The 17366-nt window shown below is 63.6% G+C and carries 21 protein-coding genes; 9 read left to right on the top strand and 12 right to left on the bottom strand.

Translation table 11 applies throughout. From position 1 onward, the window contains the following. Positions 1-24: 24 nt before the first annotated feature. The 6 genes from AC1DZP_RS19000 to hutI are packed head-to-tail and all read right to left on the bottom strand — an operon-like array spanning position 25 to position 6277. The gene (locus AC1DZP_RS19000) at positions 25-612 is read right to left on the bottom strand and encodes a HutD/Ves family protein (protein ID WP_457152816.1); all 588 of its coding nucleotides are present in this window, start codon (positions 610-612) and stop codon (positions 25-27) included. A gap of 11 nt (positions 613-623) precedes the next feature. Then, on the bottom strand, positions 624-2297 hold the full coding sequence (gene hutU, locus AC1DZP_RS18995; RefSeq protein WP_457152815.1) for a urocanate hydratase: 1674 nt from the start codon (positions 2295-2297) through the stop codon (positions 624-626). Then, positions 2294-2668, bottom strand: a complete 375-nt coding sequence (locus AC1DZP_RS18990) for a hypothetical protein (RefSeq protein ID WP_477304499.1) — start codon at positions 2666-2668, stop codon at positions 2294-2296. Before AC1DZP_RS18990 ends, hutU begins: the two co-directional genes overlap by 4 nt. A gap of 23 nt (positions 2669-2691) precedes the next feature. Next, positions 2692-3504 carry an N-formylglutamate deformylase gene (gene hutG, locus AC1DZP_RS18985; RefSeq protein WP_477304497.1) on the bottom strand — a complete coding sequence of 271 codons (813 nt, stop codon included), beginning with the start codon at positions 3502-3504 and terminating at the stop codon, positions 2692-2694. A 2-nt stretch (positions 3505-3506) separates the two neighbouring features. After that, complete coding sequence (hutH, locus tag AC1DZP_RS18980; RefSeq protein ID WP_457152813.1) at positions 3507-5045, bottom strand: histidine ammonia-lyase; 1539 nt, start codon at positions 5043-5045, stop codon at positions 3507-3509. After that, a complete protein-coding gene (gene hutI, locus AC1DZP_RS18975; RefSeq protein ID WP_477304495.1) occupies positions 5042-6277 on the bottom strand; it encodes an imidazolonepropionase in 1236 nt (411 codons plus the stop codon). The genes hutH and hutI overlap by 4 nt, the downstream gene beginning before the upstream one ends. Positions 6278-6375: 98 nt before the next feature. Here hutI and AC1DZP_RS18970 point away from each other — a divergent pair, with 98 nt between their 5' ends. Together AC1DZP_RS18970 and hutC are read left to right on the top strand one after the other, a co-directional pair. Beyond that, a complete protein-coding gene (locus tag AC1DZP_RS18970; RefSeq protein WP_477304493.1) occupies positions 6376-7728 on the top strand; it encodes a formimidoylglutamate deiminase in 1353 nt (450 codons plus the stop codon). Continuing rightward, the gene (gene hutC, locus AC1DZP_RS18965) at positions 7725-8468 is read left to right on the top strand and encodes a histidine utilization repressor (protein ID WP_477304491.1); all 744 of its coding nucleotides are present in this window, start codon (positions 7725-7727) and stop codon (positions 8466-8468) included. The genes AC1DZP_RS18970 and hutC overlap by 4 nt, the downstream gene beginning before the upstream one ends. A 177-nt stretch (positions 8469-8645) precedes the next feature. Here hutC and AC1DZP_RS18960 read toward each other — a convergent pair whose 3' ends face one another. Beyond that, entirely contained in the window at positions 8646-8990 is a 345-nt protein-coding gene (locus AC1DZP_RS18960) for a RidA family protein (RefSeq protein ID WP_095085854.1), read from the bottom strand. A gap of 238 nt (positions 8991-9228) precedes the next feature. Here AC1DZP_RS18960 and aztA point away from each other — a divergent pair, with 238 nt between their 5' ends. The 6 genes from aztA to AC1DZP_RS18930 all read left to right on the top strand — a co-directional run bounded on the left by aztA (position 9229) and on the right by AC1DZP_RS18930 (position 13315). Then, positions 9229-10047, top strand: a complete 819-nt coding sequence (gene aztA / locus AC1DZP_RS18955) for a zinc ABC transporter ATP-binding protein AztA (protein ID WP_477304489.1) — start codon at positions 9229-9231, stop codon at positions 10045-10047. Continuing rightward, positions 10047-10922, top strand: a complete 876-nt coding sequence (gene aztB / locus AC1DZP_RS18950; protein WP_095085859.1) for a zinc ABC transporter permease AztB — start codon at positions 10047-10049, stop codon at positions 10920-10922. Before aztA ends, aztB begins: the two co-directional genes overlap by 1 nt. Positions 10923-10949: 27 nt before the next feature. Further along, positions 10950-11891, top strand: coding sequence for a zinc ABC transporter substrate-binding protein AztC (gene aztC / locus AC1DZP_RS18945; RefSeq protein WP_477304487.1), 942 nt, complete (start codon positions 10950-10952; stop codon positions 11889-11891). 153 nt (positions 11892-12044) lie between these two features. Next, positions 12045-12467, top strand: coding sequence for a YeeE/YedE family protein (locus AC1DZP_RS18940; RefSeq protein WP_457154151.1), 423 nt, complete (start codon positions 12045-12047; stop codon positions 12465-12467). A 3-nt stretch (positions 12468-12470) separates the two neighbouring features. Next, a complete protein-coding gene (locus tag AC1DZP_RS18935; protein ID WP_477304485.1) occupies positions 12471-12908 on the top strand; it encodes a DUF6691 family protein in 438 nt (145 codons plus the stop codon). Between the two features lie 68 nt (positions 12909-12976). Beyond that, positions 12977-13315 (top strand): protein tyrosine phosphatase family protein, encoded by a 339-nt coding sequence (locus AC1DZP_RS18930; protein ID WP_477304483.1) that lies wholly within the window; start codon positions 12977-12979, stop codon positions 13313-13315. Between the two features lie 20 nt (positions 13316-13335). On the opposite strand, the gene AC1DZP_RS18925 is transcribed toward AC1DZP_RS18930, so the two are convergent. Both AC1DZP_RS18925 and AC1DZP_RS18920 read right to left on the bottom strand, forming a co-directional pair. Beyond that, positions 13336-13674 (bottom strand): hypothetical protein, encoded by a 339-nt coding sequence (locus AC1DZP_RS18925; RefSeq protein ID WP_477228886.1) that lies wholly within the window; start codon positions 13672-13674, stop codon positions 13336-13338. A gap of 51 nt (positions 13675-13725) precedes the next feature. Beyond that, positions 13726-14193, bottom strand: a complete 468-nt coding sequence (locus AC1DZP_RS18920; protein ID WP_477304481.1) for an Lrp/AsnC family transcriptional regulator — start codon at positions 14191-14193, stop codon at positions 13726-13728. 137 nt (positions 14194-14330) lie between these two features. On the opposite strand from AC1DZP_RS18920, the gene hppD reads away from it, so the two are divergent. Further along, the gene (hppD, locus tag AC1DZP_RS18915) at positions 14331-15443 is read left to right on the top strand and encodes a 4-hydroxyphenylpyruvate dioxygenase (RefSeq protein ID WP_477304479.1); all 1113 of its coding nucleotides are present in this window, start codon (positions 14331-14333) and stop codon (positions 15441-15443) included. Between the two features lie 52 nt (positions 15444-15495). On the opposite strand, the gene AC1DZP_RS18910 is transcribed toward hppD, so the two are convergent. From AC1DZP_RS18910 to AC1DZP_RS18900, 3 genes are read right to left on the bottom strand one after another with little or no spacing between them, the layout of a single operon-like run. After that, on the bottom strand, positions 15496-16038 hold the full coding sequence (locus AC1DZP_RS18910) for a DinB family protein (protein ID WP_477304477.1): 543 nt from the start codon (positions 16036-16038) through the stop codon (positions 15496-15498). Next, entirely contained in the window at positions 16035-16328 is a 294-nt protein-coding gene (locus AC1DZP_RS18905; RefSeq protein WP_477304475.1) for a hypothetical protein, read from the bottom strand. Before AC1DZP_RS18905 ends, AC1DZP_RS18910 begins: the two co-directional genes overlap by 4 nt. A 4-nt stretch (positions 16329-16332) precedes the next feature. Then, positions 16333-17346 carry a fumarylacetoacetate hydrolase family protein gene (locus AC1DZP_RS18900; RefSeq protein WP_477304473.1) on the bottom strand — a complete coding sequence of 338 codons (1014 nt, stop codon included), beginning with the start codon at positions 17344-17346 and terminating at the stop codon, positions 16333-16335. Positions 17347-17366: the final 20 nt, after the last annotated feature.

Here is a 17366-nt window from a genome sequence, read left to right as displayed (position 1 = left end):
CGCGATCATGTTTGGAAACAAGCGTTAATCGTTGCCGGAGATGCCGCCGATCCGGATCACGAACAGCGTCGTCTCCTGGACGGGCTGGATAAAGAGGCTGGCGGTGTCCGGGCCGGGCAGCAGCGTGTCGAGCGGCCCGAGGTGGACCGGCTCGGTGCCGGGCACGGTGACTTCGCCGTTCAAACACAGGACGAGGGTCGTCCCGGTCCCGGTCCTGATTTCCACAGGGTTCGAAACCATAAGGCGTTCGACCGAATGCGTCATCCGGCTGCGGCGGGTCATGACATTGAGATCGGTGATCGGCCCGCCGATCAGCGCGGCCGCGGTCGCCACGTCAGCCGGAAAGGAAAGTGGGGCGGTCGCCCCAGTGACTGATATCGGCGGGCGGCCAGCAACATCCAGCACGATGCCCTCGCCTTCGAGCACTGCAAGCGTGCGATCGATACCGGCAAATTGCGAGAACGGACCGCTGCCTTCGACGCGCGCCATCGAGACGCGCCAGTCGAAGTCATTTAGCCCGGCGTCGGCAGGCGAGACGGCGACCTCGGTCGTCACCCCGCCGCCGTTCTTCCACGGCATGGACTTGTATCCGGCTGCCCGCAGGACGCGCATCAGTCAGTCCATCACCCGAGAATGCCGGGCAGGTTGAGCTGGTGCTCCCTCGCGCATTCGACTGCGATGTCGTAGCCGGCATCGGCGTGGCGCATGACGCCGGTCGCCGGGTCGTTCCACAACACCCGCTCGAGGCGCCTAGCCGCCTCACGCGTACCGTCGGCGACGATGACCATGCCGGCGTGCTGTGAGAAGCCCATGCCGACACCACCGCCATGGTGCAACGATACCCAGGTGGCGCCAGATGCGGTGTTGAGCAGCGCGTTGAGCAGCGGCCAGTCGGACACCGCGTCCGAGCCGTCCTTCATTGATTCCGTCTCGCGGTTCGGCGAGGCGACTGAGCCGGAATCGAGATGGTCGCGGCCGATGACGACAGGCGCCTTGAGCTCGCCCTTGGCCACCATCTCGTTGAAGGCGAGGCCGAGCCTGTGCCGGTCGCCAAGACCAACCCAGCAGATGCGCGCCGGCAGGCCCTGGAAGGCGATGCGCTCGCGCGCCATGTCGAGCCAGTTGTGCAGATGGGTGTTGCCGGGCGTCAGTTCGCGAACCTTTGCGTCGGTCTTGTAGATATCCTCGGGATCGCCCGACAAGGCCGCCCAGCGGAACGGGCCGATGCCGCGGCAAAACAGCGGACGGATATAGGCCGGCACGAAGCCGGGGAAGGCAAAGGCGTTCTCGAACCCCTCCTCCTTGGCCACCTGGCGGATGTTGTTGCCGTAGTCGAGCGTCGGCACGCCGGCGTTCCAGAACGCCACCATCGCCTCGACATGTTCGCGCATCGAGGCGCGGGCGGCTTTTTCAACTGCCTTCGGGTCGCTGACGCGCTTCTCACGCCACTCAGCCATCGTCCAGCCTTTGGGCAGATAGCCGTTGATGGGGTCGTGGGCCGAGGTCTGGTCGGTGACCATATCAGGGCGAATGCCGCGCCTGAACATTTCTGGAACGATCTCGGCTGTATTGCCGAGCAGGCCTACCGACTTCGCCTCGCCTGCCTTGGTCCAGCGCTCGATCATCGCCATCGCCTCGTCGAGCGTCTCGGCCTTCTCGTCGACATAGCGGGTGCGCAGGCGGAAATCGATCGAATCCGGGTTGCATTCGATGGCCAGGCAGCAGGCGCCGGCCATAACTGCGGCGAGCGGCTGGGCGCCGCCCATGCCGCCGAGGCCGCCGGTCAGGATCCACTTGCCCTTGAGATTGCCGCCATAGTGCTGGCGGCCGGCCTCGACGAAGGTCTCGTAGGTGCCCTGCACGATGCCTTGCGTGCCGATGTAGATCCACGAGCCGGCCGTCATCTGGCCGTACATCATCAGACCCTTCTTATCGAGCTCGTTGAACTTTTCCCATGTCGCCCAGTGCGGCACCAGGTTGGAGTTGGCGATCAGCACGCGCGGCGCGTCGGGATGGGTGCGGAAGACGCCGACCGGCTTGCCCGACTGCACCAGCAAGGTCTCGTCATCGGCCAGCGTCCTCAACGAGGCGACGATGCGGTCAAAGTCGTTCCAAGTGCGCGCCGCCCGGCCGATGCCGCCATAGACGACCAGCTCGTTGGGGTTTTCGGCGACGTCCGGGTCGAGATTGTTCATCAGCATGCGCAGCGGCGCCTCCGTCAACCAGGAGCGGGCGCTGATTTCCGTGCCGCGCGGGCTGCGGACTTCGCGAATGTTGTGGCGAGGATTGTTCATCATTGTCCCTTTCGAATGAGGTGCGCGGCGTTGCGGTGGCCGTCAGCACTGATCCAGGTGACCTGCTCATGGGCAGGGTCGGAAGCATCGATGGTCATGGCGTAGCAGGCCCAGACATCCGAAGGCGGCCATAGCGAGCAGTACTGGTCGCCACGAACATCCCAACGCCCGGGAGACTGGGGGCCGCCTTTTGTGTAGATGGTGGCTCCGCCGTCGTCGAAGCTCTGTGTCCAGTCCGGCCCTTCGACATGCGCGCCTTTCAAGGTGGCGAGCATATCAGCGCCCTTCATCTTCACCTCATCGGCTGACGCGCCGAAAACCAGCGTCGCTGCGAACAGAATGGCGAGAAAGCCGATCCTGGCATGGCGGTTCATGACATCCTCCCGATGTTTCGATGTCAGCTCTGCGCCCAGGTGATCGCGGTCTCGAGAATCTTCTTCAGCTTCGCAGCCATGGGTGCGGCGAACGCGGCATCATAGGGCACCGGCCAATTGTCCGGTTCACCCTTGCCCTCGGGCTCATGCAAGTAGCCGCGATCGGCAAGTTCCATCTGCAGGGCATGGAAGCCGCCTTGCGGATTGCCGAAGTAGCGCGTGATCCAGCCACCCTTGAAACGGCCGTTGATGACGTAGCTGTCGCCGCTTTCGGCCATGATCTGGCCGACCAGGCCCTGCAGCACCGGATCGGCTGTCTGGCCGTCATTGGTGCCGAGATTGAACACCGGCAGCGTGCCATAGAACAGGCGCGGCAGAACCGAGCGGATCGAGTGGCAATCATAGATGACGACCTTCTGATGCAGGCCGCGCAGCCTGGTCGCCTGAAACCCGAGCATTTCATGGTAGGGCGCGAAATATGACTGATAGCGCTGGCTGATTTCCGCCGGCGTCGGTTCCTCGCCGGGCAGGTAAAGCGGATCGCCGTCGAAAGTCTCTGTCGGGCAAAGCGTCGTCGTCGTCTGCCCTGGATAGAGCGAGGCGCCGGAGGGATCGCGGTTGACGTCGATGACGGTGCGCGAGATCGACGTATGCACGACCGTCGCGCCAAGGCCGGCGGCGAAATCGTAGAGCTGGTCAATCCACCAGTCGCAGTCGCGGCGACCGAGCCAGGGTGAGACCAGCCGGTTGTCGATGCCGGCGAGATCGATGCCGGTATGCGGGATCGACACCAGCAGAGGTGCCGTGCCTTCCGTCACTGTAAGCCAGTCGGTCATGTTCAGGCTCCCGAGATCGAAGGTAGTGTTACCGCGCCGGCTGCCTTGACGGTCGCGCCGCTGCGCACCATGGCGATGGCTTTTTCCATATCAGGATGGAAGTGGCGGTCATTGTCGAGATGCGGCACCTCGGCCCGGACCAGCTTGCGCACCGCTTCCAGGGCATTGCTCGATGCCAGTGGCGCATGGAAATCGCAGCCTTGCGCCGCGGCCAGCAATTCGATGCCGATCACCGCCGTCGCATTCTCGACCATGCCGATCAGCCGGCGCGCGCCATGCGCTGCCATCGAAACGTGGTCTTCCTGGTTGGCCGAGGTCGGGATGGAATCGACGCTGGCCGGATAGGCTTTCTGCTTGTTCTCGGAAACGAGCGCCGCCGCCGTCACCTGCGGGATCATGAAACCGGAATTCAAGCCGGGCTTGGGCGTCAGGAAGGCCGGCATGCCGGACAGCGCGGGGTCGACCAGCATGGCGATACGCCGCTCCGACAGCGAGCCGATCTCGCAGACGGCGAGCGCGATCATGTCGGCGGCAAAGGCCACCGGCTCAGCATGAAAATTGCCGCCGGAAAGTGCAGTATCGTCCTCGGCGAAAATCAGCGGATTGTCAGTGACGCCATTGGCCTCGGTGCCCAGCGTGTCCGCCGCCTGACGCAGGACGGTGAGTGCCGCACCCATCACCTGCGGCTGGCAGCGCAGGCAATAGGGATCCTGCACGCGCTCGTCGCCAACGCGATGCGATTCACGGATGGCACTGCCGGCCATCAGATTGCGCAGCGCATCTGCCGTCTCGATCTGGCCGCGATGCTTTCTCAGTTGATGGATGCGCGGATCGAAGGGCGCGTCGGAGCCTTTTGCCGCGTCGGTCGACAAGGCGCCGGCGACCAGCGCCGACTGGTAGAGCACTTCGGCCTCGAACAAAGCGGCCAGCGCATAGGCCGTCGAGAATTGCGTGCCATTGAGCAGTGCCAGGCCTTCCTTGGCGCCCAATGTCACCGGTTCCAGCCCGTGCGAGACGAAGGCGACCTTGGCCGGGAAACGGCCATGCGGGGTAAAGCATTCGCCGACACCGATCATCACCGCGGTCATGTGCGACAGCGGGGCAAGGTCGCCGGAGGCGCCGACGGAGCCTTGCGCCGGCACCACCGGGATGACGTCGTTGGCCAGCATCGCCTCAAGCAACTCGATGGTCTGCGGCCGCACGCCGGAGGCGCCCTGCGCCAGGCTGGCCAGCTTCAGGGCCATCATCAGCCGGCAAACAGCGACCGGCATCGGCTCGCCGACGCCGGCGGCATGCGACAGCACGATGTTGCGCTGCAAGGTCTCGAGATCCGCGGCGGGGATGCGGACGCTGGCCAGTTTGCCGAAGCCGGTGTTGATGCCATAGACCGGCTCGCCCTTGGCGACGATCCTGGCGACGGCCTCGGCGCTCGCCTTGATTTTTGGCTGGCAGGCATCGTCAAGCTTGGGCACGGCGCCACGGTAGATGGCGCGCCAGTCGGCCAGCGTCGCATTGCCGGGCTTCAGGGTCAGTTCGGTCATTGTCCTCTCCAGATGCGGGCATGCAGCGGGTTGAAGCCCATGCGGTACACGAGTTCAGCAGGGCGCTCGATGTTCCAGATCGCCAGATCGGCGGATTTGCCGGCTTCGAGCGTACCGGTCTCTCCCAGCAGCCCGAGCGCACGGGCGGCCTCGCGGGTAACGCCGGCCAGGCATTCGTCGACCGTCAGGCCGAACAGGGTCGCCGCCATGTTCATAGTCAAAAGCAGCGAGGTCAGCGGCGAGGTGCCGGGATTGTTGTCGGTGGCGACCGCCATTCTGACGCCGTGCTGGCGGAACAGGCTGACCGGCGGCTTCTTGGTCTCGCGAATGAAATAGTAGGCCCCGGGCAGGATCGTCGCCACGGTTCCCGCCTTCGCCATGGCCACGGCGCCTGCCTCGTCGGTGTATTCGAGATGATCGGCCGACAGCGCATCATAGCGGGCGGCAAGTTCGGCGCCATGCAGGTTGGAGAGCTGGTCTGCGTGGAGCTTGACCGGCAAGCCTGCCGCCTTGGCGGCATCGAACACGAGCGCCATCTGCTCCGGAGAAAAGGCAATGCCTTCGCAAAACCCGTCGACGGCATCGGCCAGCCCCTCGGCGGCGACCGCCGGGAGAATTTCTCTTGCGACCAGATCGATAAAGGCGTCCTTGTCGCCTTTGGCTTCCGGCGGCAACGCATGGGCGCCAAGGAAAGTTGTGCGGATCGTCACCGGCCGCTCAACGCCCAGCCGGCGCGCGGCGCGCAGCGACTTCATTTCGTTTTCCAGATCGAGCCCATATCCCGACTTTACTTCTACCGTCGTCACGCCCTCGGCGATCAGCGCATCGAGGCGCGGCAGCGACTGCTCGACCAGATCGCTCTCGCTGGCGGCACGCAATGATTTGACCGAGGAGACAATGCCGCCGCCGGCCTTGGCGACCTCTTCATAGGTGGCGCCGGCCAGCCGCATCTCGAATTCATTGGCGCGGTTGCCGGCATGAACCAGATGGGTATGGCAGTCGATCAGGCCGGGCGTGATCCAGCGCTGCTCGCAATCGATCGTCTCGACATTTTGGGCAAGCGCTGTGGGCATGCCCGATTCAGGGCCGGCATAGACAATGCGGCCATCACGAACCGCGACCGCGCCGTGTTCGACGACGCCAAGTCCGGCGGCTCCCTCGGCCATGGTCGCCAGGCGCGCATTGCGCCATAGACGAAGACCCCCTGCCCGGCTTTTGCTCTCTGCAGCCATCATCTTTTCCGTTTCAATCGGTGGCGATTATGTATATACATATTGAAACGCACTGCAAGTGCCATCATCGCATATGAGTCAGGGAACCGGAGAGAAAAGTGACTGACATCTTCGCGGAACAGGCGCTCCTTCCCAATGGCTGGCACAGCAATGTGCGGATCACCTTGGCCAAGGGGCGCATAACAACTGTCGAGCCGGGTGCGACCGCCGTGGCCGGCGACGAACGCCATGCGATCCTGGTGCCCGGTATGCCCAATTTGCACAGCCATGCCTTCCAGCGCGGCATGGCCGGATTGGCCGAGCTTCGCGGGCCCTCCGCCGACAGTTTCTGGAGCTGGCGCGAGGTGATGTATCGCTTCGCCCTGTCGATGACGCCCGACCAGGTCGAGGCGGTTGCCGCGCAGCTCTATGTCGAGATGCTGGAGGCCGGCTTTTCACGCGTCGGCGAATTTCACTATCTGCATCACGACCGCGACGGACAACCCTATTCCAACCCTGCCGAGATGGCCGAGCGCATCGCGGCGGCGGCCGGCGAAACCGGCATCGGCCTGACGCTGCTGCCGGTATTCTACGCGCACTCTTCTTTCGGAGGCGCTGCGCCAAACGAAGGCCAACGGCGTTTCATCAACGATGTGAACCGCTTCTCCAGGCTTGTTGAGAAAAGCCGGGAATGCGTTCGCACTTTGAATCAAGCTGTTGTCGGCGTCGCTCCGCACAGTTTGCGCGCCGCGACAGCGGACGAATTGACTGAGGTGGCCGCCATGGCGCCGGATGGGCCGATCCATATCCACGTCGCCGAGCAGGTGAAGGAAGTCGAGGACTGTCTTGCCTGGTCGGGCGCGCGACCAGTCGAATTCCTGCTGGCCAACGCGAAAGTGGACCAACGCTGGTGTCTCATCCACGCCACTCACATGACCGATGCCGAGACGGTCGCGATGGCCGGGAGCGGCGCGATCGCCGGCCTTTGTCCGATCACCGAGGCCAATCTTGGCGATGGCACTTTTGCAGCGCCGCTGTTCGGGGAGCATGGCGGCCGCTTCGGCGTCGGCTCCGATTCCAATGTGCTGATCGGCCTTCCCGACGAGCTGCGGCAGCTCGAATATTCGCAGCGCCTCGCGCACCGCGCCCGCAATGTGCTGGCAGTGGCCGGCGGCTCGACCGGACGCGCGCTGTTCGATGCCGCGCTCGACGGCGGCAGCGCCGCCCTTGGCGCCGGCGCCTCGCAAATCGCCACGGGCGCAACCGCCGATCTCGTCTCGCTCGACGGCAATCATCCCTCGCTGGCCGGCAAGACCGGTGACGCGATCCTCGATGCCTGGATCTTCGCGAATGGCAGCAAGGTCGACTGCGTCTGGGTGCACGGCAACAAGCAGGTCAGCGGCGGCCGGCATGCAAGGCGCGAGGCCATCGCCGAGCGGTTTCGCAGCGTGATGACGGCGCTTTCGGCATGAGCATGATCGAGACGGCGGATGCGGAAGGCGGCGTCGTCTCGCTGCACCAGCGCATCCTGTCCGACATCAGCGAAAAGATCCTGTCCGGCGCCTGGGCGCCCGGCCATCGCATCCCGTTCGAGCACGAACTGAGCGCGCAATACAATTGCTCGCGCATGACAGTGAACAAGGCACTGTCGCAGCTTGCCAAGGCGGGGCTGATCGAGCGGCGCCGCCGCTCAGGCAGCTTTGTCCGCCAACCGCAGTCGCAAGCTGCGGTGCTGGAGATCCATGACATCCGGGTCGAGGTCGAGGCACTCGGCCTGCTTTATCGCTACGAGCGCGTGGCGCGCCACAAAAGACGCAGTGATGCCGAGGATCGCGCTTTGCTGGAGCTTGGTGCCGCCGGGCCGGTGCTGGCACTGGAATGCCGGCATTTCGCCGGCAAGCGGCCGTTCGCGCACGAGCAGCGGCTGATCAACCTGACCGCCGTGCCGGAAGCATCAGACGAGGAATTCCTGGCCATCGCACCCAGCCCGTGGCTGATCGGCCGCGTGCCGTGGAGCGAAGCCGAGCACCGCATCCGTGCGGTCGGCGCCGACAAGCAGGTCGCGGGTGCACTCGACATTGCGGCCGGCGCGCCCTGCCTGGTGGTCGAGCGGCGGACCTGGAGCGCCGAACACCCTGTCACTTATGTGCGCCTCACCTACCCTGCCGACAGCCACACGCTGGTGGCGCGATTCAGGCCGTCGCAGGGGTGAGCTGTGTCCAGTTGAAGGCTGGCGAAAAGCCAACGATTTGGCATTTCGAACGCCGAACGCCTGGAGCCATAGCGGAGGCAGTCGAGCAAGCCCGGATCCCCGCTGCCTACGGTAGCCTCCCGGCGTTCGCCCGCCTTTCGGCGCGCCACTGGCGCGCTGAATTCGCCAGCGCTGCGCTCAAACCGCTGCGGTAATAATGATCTCGACCAGATATTCCGGTCCGGCAAGCTTTGCTTCGCCGGTGGCGCGGGCCGGCGTGTTGCCTTGCGGCACCCACTTGTCCCATTCCGCGTTCATCTCGGCAAAGGTGCTCATGTCGGCCAGCCAGATGATCGCCTGCAGGATCTTGGTCTTGTCCGAGCCGGCCTTGGCCAGCAGTCCGTCGATGGTCGCCAGGACATCCCTGGTCTGCGACGCGACGTTGCCGCCCGGCTGACCAACCTGGCCGGCCAGATAGACGGTATTGCCGTGGATGACGATCGGGCTCATGCGCGGGCCAACATCGATGCGACGAATGCTCATGGGAGGTTCCTTCCTTTGTGGTCGCGCTTCTTTAAAGTTGCGGCCGGCTTCGGGCAAGGTCGCCCAGTCAAATCCCTTGGCAAATCCCTTTGGGCCAAGGGCGTGTGATGTCCACACACGGCAAGTTGACCCGGCAGTCGCAATTCCGCCCGATTGGCTTGTTGACTAATGTAATAACATCACATATCCAATCGGCCGCTACCAGCAGCCGGTTTTCGCTGCCTTCACGGATCGCAGAATGACAAATACCTGCCTGACCTTCCGCGACCTGACGCTTGGCTACGGCAGCCACCCGGCGATCCATCATCTCGACGGCAAGATTCGCAAAGGCTCGCTGACTGCCGTGGTCGGCGCCAACGGTTCGGGCAAATCGACGCTGATGAAAGGCATTGTTGGCGTCCTGAAACCGATGGCCGGCGAAGTTATCCGCGCGCCCGGCGTGCGTGCCGCCTATCTGCCGCAGCAATCGGAGCTCGACCGCTCCTTCCCGGCGCGGGTGGTTGACCTGGTCTCGCTCGGCCTGTGGCCACGGCGGGGCCTGCTCGGTCGCCACACCAGGGAAGATCGCGATTCCGTCAGCCAGGCACTGATGGCCGTCGGTCTCGGCGGCTTCGAAAAGCGGCCGATCGACACGCTGTCAGGCGGCCAGTTGCAACGCACGTTGTTTGCGCGAGTGCTGCTGCAGGACGCTGACCTCATCCTGCTCGACGAGCCGTTCAACGCGGTCGACGCCAAGACGGTCGGCGACCTGATCGCGCTGATCAAGCATTGGCATGGCGAAGAGCGCACCATCCTGGTCGTCGTCCACGATCTGGACCTGGTGCGCCAGAATTTCCCCGAAACGCTGCTGCTTGCCCGCCAGCCGATTGCCTGGGGGGAAACCAGGGAAACGCTGAAGCCGGAGAACCTGTTGCGCGCCCGCCGCTTCCACGAAGCCTGGGAAGAGAATGCGCCCTGGTGCGAGCCGGACGGGCATGCTCATGACCACGATCACGACCATCATGGCCACACTCACGGGCATGACCATCACCACGGTGCCGGACCGAGGGCTGCCTGATGGACACGCTTTACGGTCTCTTCATCGCGCCCTTCGCCGATTTCGGCTTCATGCAGCGGGCGCTGATCGGTTCGCTGATGCTGTCGCTCGGCGCCTGCCCGGTTGGTGTGTTCCTGATGCTGCGACGCATGAGCCTGTCCGGCGACGCCATGGCGCACGCCATCTTGCCGGGTGCCGCCGCCGGCTTCCTGCTCTACGGCCTGGAAATCCTGCCGATGACCATTGGCGGGCTGATCGCCGGCGTCATCGTGGCGCTCGGCGCTGGCGCCGTCTCGCGCTTCACCATCCAGCGCGAAGACGCCTCGATGGCAGCCTTCTATCTGATTTCGCTCGCCATCGGCGTCTTGATGGTGTCGATCCGCGGCTCCAGCGTCGATCTCATGCATGTGCTGTTCGGCACCGTGCTGGCGCTCAACAACGAAGCGCTGACGCTGATCGGCGGCATTGTGGCGGTGACGCTGGTCAGCCTCGCCATCTTCTGGCGGGCGCTGGTCGCCGAATGCCTCGATCCGCTGTTCCTGCGCTCGGTCAGCCGGCTCGGCAGTCCGGTGCATTTCATCTTCCTCGGCCTCGTCGTGCTCAACCTTGTCGGCGGCTTCCAGGCACTCGGCACGCTTCTATCGGTCGGACTGATGATGCTGCCGGCGGCAGCCGCCCGTTTCTGGACCGTGCGCGTCGAGCCGATGTGCGTGCTGGCGGTGCTGATCGGCTTTGCATCCTGCATCGCCGGGCTGCTTCTGTCCTATCACGCGTCGCTGCCGTCCGGCCCGGCCATCATCCTGTCGGCCGGCGTGGTCTATTTCGCCTCGATCCTGTTCGGCACGCGCGGCATCCTGCGCGCCCGCATTGTCCATCACCGTCACAGAACGGCCTGATCCCCCGCCCCAAAAGGAGACCTGTCCATGCTGAAATCGATCCGTGCCGCCTTGGCGATGAGCGTTATAACATTAACTGCCATTGGCGCCTCGCCGGCTTTCGCGGCACCGCTGAAAGTGGTCGCCAGCTTCACCGTTATTGCCGATTTTGCCAAAAATGTCGGTGGCGACCGCATCGATGTCACCACCATCGTCGGACCGGACGGCGATGCCCATGTCTACGAGCCGAGCCCGGCTGACGCGGTGGCGATGGCCAAGGCCGACATCGTGCTGGTCAACGGCCTGCATTTCGAGGGTTTTCTGCAGCGGCTGGTCGATGCCAGCGCCACCAAGGCCTCGATCGTCACCTTGACCAAGGGCGTGACGCCGATCGATTTCAAGCCTGAATTCGCCGACGCCGACGCCGCCGAAGGGGCCGGAACCGGCGGCGGCAAGACGGTCACCGATCCGCACGCCTTCCAGTCGATCGCCAATGCCAAGATTTACGTGGCGAACATCGCCGAAGCCTTCTGCGCCGCCGACTCCGACGGCTGCGTCAGCTACCAGACCAATGCCGCCGCGTATACCAAGAAGCTCGACGCGGTAGAAGACGAAGTGAAGGCCGCGATCGCCTCGATCCCCGAAGCGAAGCGCGTCGTCATCACCTCGCATGACGCCTTCGGCTATTTCGAGCACGAATACGGCCTGACCTTCCTCGCCCCGCAAGGCATCTCGACCGACTCCGAACCGTCCGCCGCCGATGTCGCCAGGCTGGTCGACCAGGTGAAGCAGGACAAGGCGGCGGCGATCTTCGTCGAGAACATCACCAACCCGCGCCTGATCGAGCAGATCGCCAGCGAGACCGGCATCAAGGTCGGCGGCACTCTCTATTCGGATGCGCTGTCGCAGCCCGACGGCCCGGCCTCGACCTATATCGACATGATGCACAACAACATCCGTCAGATCAAAGGCGCCATCCTCGGCAGCTGACGCGGCCCTCCCCGGAAAGGCGGAGCCGGTCTCCGCCTTTCCATTTGCACTCTGGCAGTTTGAGCTGGATTCCGCGCCGGAAATGCCTATCTGCGCTACGGTGTCGAGTTGCGCAAAGACGCGGATCGACCGTGGATCAAAAGCCGGCATCACATGACAGACTTTACGCCTTTCCAGTCGCTGCTTGGCGGCGCTCTTATTGGCCTGTCGGCAGTGCTCTTGATGGCACTGCATGGGCGGATTGCCGGGATGACCGGCATTCTGACCGGCGTCATCCCGCCGCTTTCGCCTGAATGGCGCTGGCGCGCCGCCTTTCTCGCCGGCGCCGTGGCGGCGCCGCTTGTCTATCAGACGGTCGGCGGACACATCGCCTTCAGCGTGCCCGTGTCGACGCTGGCACTTGTCGGTGGCGGCTTCCTGGTCGGCATCGGCGTGCATTTCGGTGGCGGCTGCCCGAGCGGACACGGCATTTGCGGCATAGCGCGGCTATCGCCACGCTCGATCGTCGCCGTCGCGATCTTCATGGTTACAGCCTTCGTCACCGTCTTCATCATCCGCCACGTGATCGGAGGCTGAGCCGTGAACAAGCTCGTCTCGGCATTTCTGATCGGTGGGATTTTCGGCCTCGGCATCGCCGTGTCCGGGATGATAAATCCTGCCAAGGTGCTGAACTTCTTCGACATCGCCGGCAGCTGGGACCCGAGCCTGATCTTCGTCATGGGTGGTGGCCTTGCGGTCGCCTTCGCCGGCTACCGCCTGATATTCCGGCGCCGTAAGTCACCGGTGTTCGAAACCGCGTTCGCCCCGCCGACGTCGCGCACCATCGACGCGGAGCTGGCCAGCGGCGCCGCTGTCTTCGGCATCGGCTGGGGCATCGCCGGCTTCTGTCCCGGCGGCGCCATTCCCGCGCTTGGTCTCGGCTCCTCCGCGACGGCGATCTTTGTCACGGCGGTGATCGCCGGCATCGTCGTGGCGCGTTTCGCTAAGCCGAGGCTTGCTCAGCCGGCCGCGGCATAGGAAGTAGTTGCCGGTTCCGCCGGAGAGTGGCAAGACTTCTCGCCAAATCAGATTGCGAGGATACAGCCATGGAATACCGCGAGATCAGCGAGGCCTATTCGGTCTCAGGCCAGATCCAGCCCGAAGACGTCACCGCCATCAAGGAGGCCGGCTTCAGGAGCGTCATCTGCAACCGGCCCGATGACGAGCAGCCCGGCCAGCCTTCGGCCGACACGCTCAAAGCCGCGGTCGAGGCCGCCGGCATGGCCTTCCGCTACATCCCCGTCATCAGCGGCCAGATCACGGCCGAGAATGTCGAGGATCAAGCCGAGGCGCTCGACGAGCTCCAAGGCCCGGTGTTCGCCTATTGCCGTTCCGGCGCCCGCTGCACCAATCTGTATGGACTAATCCAGCAGTCGAAAGGGTGAATTGGCTGATCGGCGTGAGCCTATTGGCGCCCCTTGGCGACGAAGCTTCGGATGCCAAAAAGAAGCCCTAGAAGAGCGATGAAGGGCGCGAGCGCGGCGAGTGGGACCGTGCTCACGACCAGCAAGACAAAACCCGAGATACAGATTGAAAAGCCAATCCCGCACCACCAGCGGGACTTCGGATGGGCCAGGATGCCCTCAAAACCTATCTTGCGATCCCGCCATGACCAACTTGTATCTCGCAAAAGCGACGCGTTCCAATTCGAGGAATCGTACCGTAGGAAGATCAGGCCGCCGATCGTGAACGGCACCAGCCCGACCAGAAAGAGGATTATGCCGGCAAGCTGAAAGTTGGACATGGTTCACCGCAGGTTGGTAATTCCATTTAGCGCGGGCCAATCGAAGAATGTTCAAATCGGCAACGCGCCGGTTTCCTTCAGCGTCTCGAGCACGATCGCCGTCTTCACATGCTGCACGGATTCGTGTGGCAGCAGCACGCCGTTGACGAATTCCGATAGCGACTTCAGGTCGGGCGTCACCACTTTCAGGATGTAGTCCATCTCGCCGGTCAGCGCGTGCGCTTCCTGCACCTCGGGCAGCCGCGCCACCAGTTCGCCGAAGCGCCTGGCGTTGTCGCGATTGTGGGTGGCTAACGTCACCGAGATGACGTTGACCAAGGAAAAACCGAGTTTGTCGCGGTCGAGCACTGCGTGATAGCCCTTGATATAGCCGTCCTCCTCCAGCCGCTGGCGGCGGCGTGAGCATTGTGACGCCGACAGGTTCACCCGCTCCGACAAATCGTTGTTGGTCAGCCCCGCATCGCCCTGCAAGAGCGCCATTATCTTGCGGTCAAACTGATCAACGCGCGTCTCATCCATGGATTTCTACCCTTTCGTGCACGCTTTACGCATGAACTGATCATTTCAAGCGTTCGAATGCAAGCACCATGCGCCGGCTCCGCGCTATGATGGCGTCAGGTGGCCGTTTCAGGCCAAGCCATATCCGGAGAACTATCATGGGCCCCTTCCCGCACGACGCCCCGCCCGCCAAGATCAGCAAGGAAAACCCCGCCGGCACGGATGGGTTCGAGTTTGTCGAGTTCGCGCATCCGGAGCCCGAAAAGCTCGCCGAATTGTTCACCCGCATGGGCTATGTCGCGGTGGCCAAGCACCGCACGAAAGACATCACCGTTTGGCGCCAGGGCGACATCAACTATGTCGTCAATGCCGAGCCGGGCTCACATGCGATGAAGTTCGCCGGCAAGCACGGCCCTTGTGCCGCATCGATGGCCTGGCGGGTGGTCGATGCCAAGCACGCTTTCGACCACGCCGTTGCCAAGGGCGCCACGCCTTACGAAGGCGACGACAAGGCGCTCGACGTGCCGGCCATCGTCGGCATTGGCGGCTCGCTGCTCTATTTCATCGACACCTATGGCAAGAAGGGCTCGGCCTATGATGGCGAGTTCGAGTGGCTCGGCGCGCGCGATCCGCGGCCGCAAGGTGTCGGCTTCTATTTTCTCGACCACCTCACCCACAATGTCTATCGCGGCCAGATGGACAAATGGTGGGATTTCTACCGCAATTTGTTCGGCTTCAAGCAGATCCATTTCTTCGATATCGACGGCAAGATCACCGGTCTGGTCAGCCGCGCCATCACCTCGCCCTGCGGCAAGATCCGCATCCCGCTCAATGAGTCCAAGGACGAGACCAGCCAGATCGCCGAGTATCTGAAGAAATACAATGGCGAAGGCATCCAGCACATTGCGGTTGGCACCGACGAGATCTACGCCGCCACCGACAGGCTGGCCGAGAACGGACTGAAGTTCATGCCCGGCCCGCCAGAAACCTACTACGACATGTCCTATGACCGCGTGAACGGCCACGACGAGCCGATCGAACGCATGAAGAAGCACGGCATCCTGATCGACGGCGAAGGCGTGGTCGACGGCGGCATGACCAAGATCCTGCTGCAGATCTTTTCGAAAACCGTTATCGGGCCGATCTTCTTCGAGTTCATCCAGCGCAAGGGCGACGAAGGCTTTGGCGAGGGTAATTTCCGCGCCCTGTTCGAATCGATCGAGCAGGACCAGATCAAGCGCGGCGTGATCAAGGTTCAGGCGGCGGAGTAGGCTTCAGGTCGAGCGGACTGTGCATGACCCTGGTTTCGGGTCATGCGCCAAATCAGATCTTGAGGCCCAGCCGCTCGACCTCTTCTTTCCTCAGCTTCATATCGTAGTCGAGCAGGAATTCATCGAGTTGCGGCGGCGCGACCGACGTGCCGGAGAGCATCGCGTGCACCTGACCGCGATGGTGGATGTCATGCAGGAAGACGTGAGCGAGGATGTCGCCAATGCGCTCGGGGATCATGCCGTCCTTGCGCCGGTCGGTGACGACCTGACGATCGAGATCGGCTGCCGAGAGCCGGTCGCAAAAAGCGATCAGGCGACGGTCCGCGGCGACCTGTGCGGCAAACAACGCCTGCGGCTCGTCGATTGGCACAAAATCGTCATGGGCGGCAGCACCGACGCCACCCTCTTCGAGAAAATCAAGATAGAGAAGATCGACCGCAAGGATGTGGTTGAGCGTCGCCTCGATCGACGGGAAGAAACTGGTGCGTTCGGCTGCGAATTCGCCGGGCTTGAGCTGCAGAACAGCACGGTACAGCCGATCGTTCGACCAGAGATTGTTGCCGGCCATGCGGTGCAGATGATCCAGCAGGTTCATCCGGCGGACCGCACCAGATACAGACCCGCCCACATAACCGCAAATCCGGCGAGAACGATCAGCAGCAGCCTGTTCATGCGCCGCCGCAAGCCTTGCGTTTCGGCGTCCCGCGCGACTTTCATGTTGGTGATGGTGTGGAACATCATCGCCTTGCGCGGAAAGCCGCTGCGGTTGGTCAGGTCCGGCGAGCGCGCCTCGATGCGGTAGCTCAACCGGATCGCCAGGATGAAGACAGCCAATATGGCAAGCGCCCAGACGCCCGCCAGCATATAGAACGCTTCCCCCGTCATTCCCTCACCTCTCGTATTTCTCGACCTTCTGCTCGATGGCGCCGAAGATCGAATGACCCGTCCTGTCCTTCATCTCGATGCGCACCGTGTCGCCGAAGCGCAGGAACGGCGTTTTGGGCGCGCCTGATACAATGGTCTCGATCATGCGCAGTTCGGCGATGCAGGAATAGCCGGCGCCGCCGGCCGAGACAGGCTTGCCTGGTCCGCCGTCGAGCTTGTTGGAGACGGTGCCGGAACCGATGATCGTACCTGATACCAGCGGCCTCGTCCTTGCAGCGTGGACGATCAGGGCCGGAAAATCGAAGGTCATGTCGACGCCCGCATTGGCCCGGCCGAACGGCTTGCCGTTGAGGTCGGCGAGCAGCGGCAGGCTGACCTTGCCGCCATCCCAGGCGTCGCCCAATTCATCGGGCGTCACCGCGGCAGGTGAAAACGCCGAGGACGGCTTTGATTGGAAGAAGCCGAAACCCTTGGCGAGCTCCGGCCCGGTGAGCGCGCGCAGCGTCACGTCGTTGACCAGCATCACCAGCCGGATTGCGGCGCGTGCCTCATCGAGGCTGGCGCCCATAGGTACATCGTCGACAATGACAGCGACTTCCCCCTCCATGTCGATGCCGAAGGCCTCGTCGGCCATACGGATCGGATCACGCGGCGCGATGAAGGAATCCGAGCCGCCCTGGTAGATCAGCGGGTCGGTCCAGAAACTCGCCGGCATCTCGACGCCACGCGCTTTCCGCACCAGTTCGACATGGTTCACATAGGCCGAGCCATCGGCCCATTGATAGGCACGCGGCAGCGGTGAGTGCGCGTCATGCTCGTGGAAGCGCTCCGACGGCACCGCGTTGTTCTCCAGCGATTCCGCTATTGTTGCGAGGTGCGGGGCGATGCGCCGCCAGTCGTCGAGCGCTGCCTGCAGGGTGCGCACCAGGAACGAGGCGTCGGTGAAGCGTGTCAGGTCGCGCGAGACGACGACGAGTTTTCCGTCACGCGTCCCATCCTTCAGTGTGGCAAGCTTCATGCGGTTTCCTCTCCTGTTAC

The sequence above is a fragment of the Mesorhizobium sp. P2_F8 genome, assembly GCF_056403655.1.
Note: the sequence above shows the minus strand (reverse complement) of the source record. Positions and strands in the feature narration are given on the sequence as shown.

Coding starts and splice junctions, on each gene's coding strand:
- AC1DZP_RS18920 (WP_477304481.1), bottom strand. CDS start 14,193: ATGGATGAGACGCGCGTTGATCAGTTTGACCGCAAGATAATGGCGCTC.
- AC1DZP_RS18910 (WP_477304477.1), bottom strand. CDS start 16,038: ATGAACCTGCTGGATCATCTGCACCGCATGGCCGGCAACAATCTCTGG.
- AC1DZP_RS18930 (WP_477304483.1), top strand. CDS start 12,977: ATGGAATACCGCGAGATCAGCGAGGCCTATTCGGTCTCAGGCCAGATC.
- AC1DZP_RS19000 (WP_457152816.1), bottom strand. CDS start 612: ATGCGCGTCCTGCGGGCAGCCGGATACAAGTCCATGCCGTGGAAGAAC.
- hutU (WP_457152815.1), bottom strand. CDS start 2,297: ATGATGAACAATCCTCGCCACAACATTCGCGAAGTCCGCAGCCCGCGC.
- AC1DZP_RS18900 (WP_477304473.1), bottom strand. CDS start 17,346: ATGAAGCTTGCCACACTGAAGGATGGGACGCGTGACGGAAAACTCGTC.
- AC1DZP_RS18925 (WP_477228886.1), bottom strand. CDS start 13,674: ATGTCCAACTTTCAGCTTGCCGGCATAATCCTCTTTCTGGTCGGGCTG.
- AC1DZP_RS18990 (WP_477304499.1), bottom strand. CDS start 2,668: ATGAACCGCCATGCCAGGATCGGCTTTCTCGCCATTCTGTTCGCAGCG.
- AC1DZP_RS18960 (WP_095085854.1), bottom strand. CDS start 8,990: ATGAGCATTCGTCGCATCGATGTTGGCCCGCGCATGAGCCCGATCGTC.
- aztA (WP_477304489.1), top strand. CDS start 9,229: ATGACAAATACCTGCCTGACCTTCCGCGACCTGACGCTTGGCTACGGC.
- hutH (WP_457152813.1), bottom strand. CDS start 5,045: ATGACCGAACTGACCCTGAAGCCCGGCAATGCGACGCTGGCCGACTGG.
- AC1DZP_RS18940 (WP_457154151.1), top strand. CDS start 12,045: ATGACAGACTTTACGCCTTTCCAGTCGCTGCTTGGCGGCGCTCTTATT.
- hutC (WP_477304491.1), top strand. CDS start 7,725: ATGAGCATGATCGAGACGGCGGATGCGGAAGGCGGCGTCGTCTCGCTG.
- hutI (WP_477304495.1), bottom strand. CDS start 6,277: ATGGCTGCAGAGAGCAAAAGCCGGGCAGGGGGTCTTCGTCTATGGCGC.
- hppD (WP_477304479.1), top strand. CDS start 14,331: ATGGGCCCCTTCCCGCACGACGCCCCGCCCGCCAAGATCAGCAAGGAA.
- aztB (WP_095085859.1), top strand. CDS start 10,047: ATGGACACGCTTTACGGTCTCTTCATCGCGCCCTTCGCCGATTTCGGC.
- AC1DZP_RS18905 (WP_477304475.1), bottom strand. CDS start 16,328: ATGACGGGGGAAGCGTTCTATATGCTGGCGGGCGTCTGGGCGCTTGCC.
- hutG (WP_477304497.1), bottom strand. CDS start 3,504: ATGACCGACTGGCTTACAGTGACGGAAGGCACGGCACCTCTGCTGGTG.
- aztC (WP_477304487.1), top strand. CDS start 10,950: ATGCTGAAATCGATCCGTGCCGCCTTGGCGATGAGCGTTATAACATTA.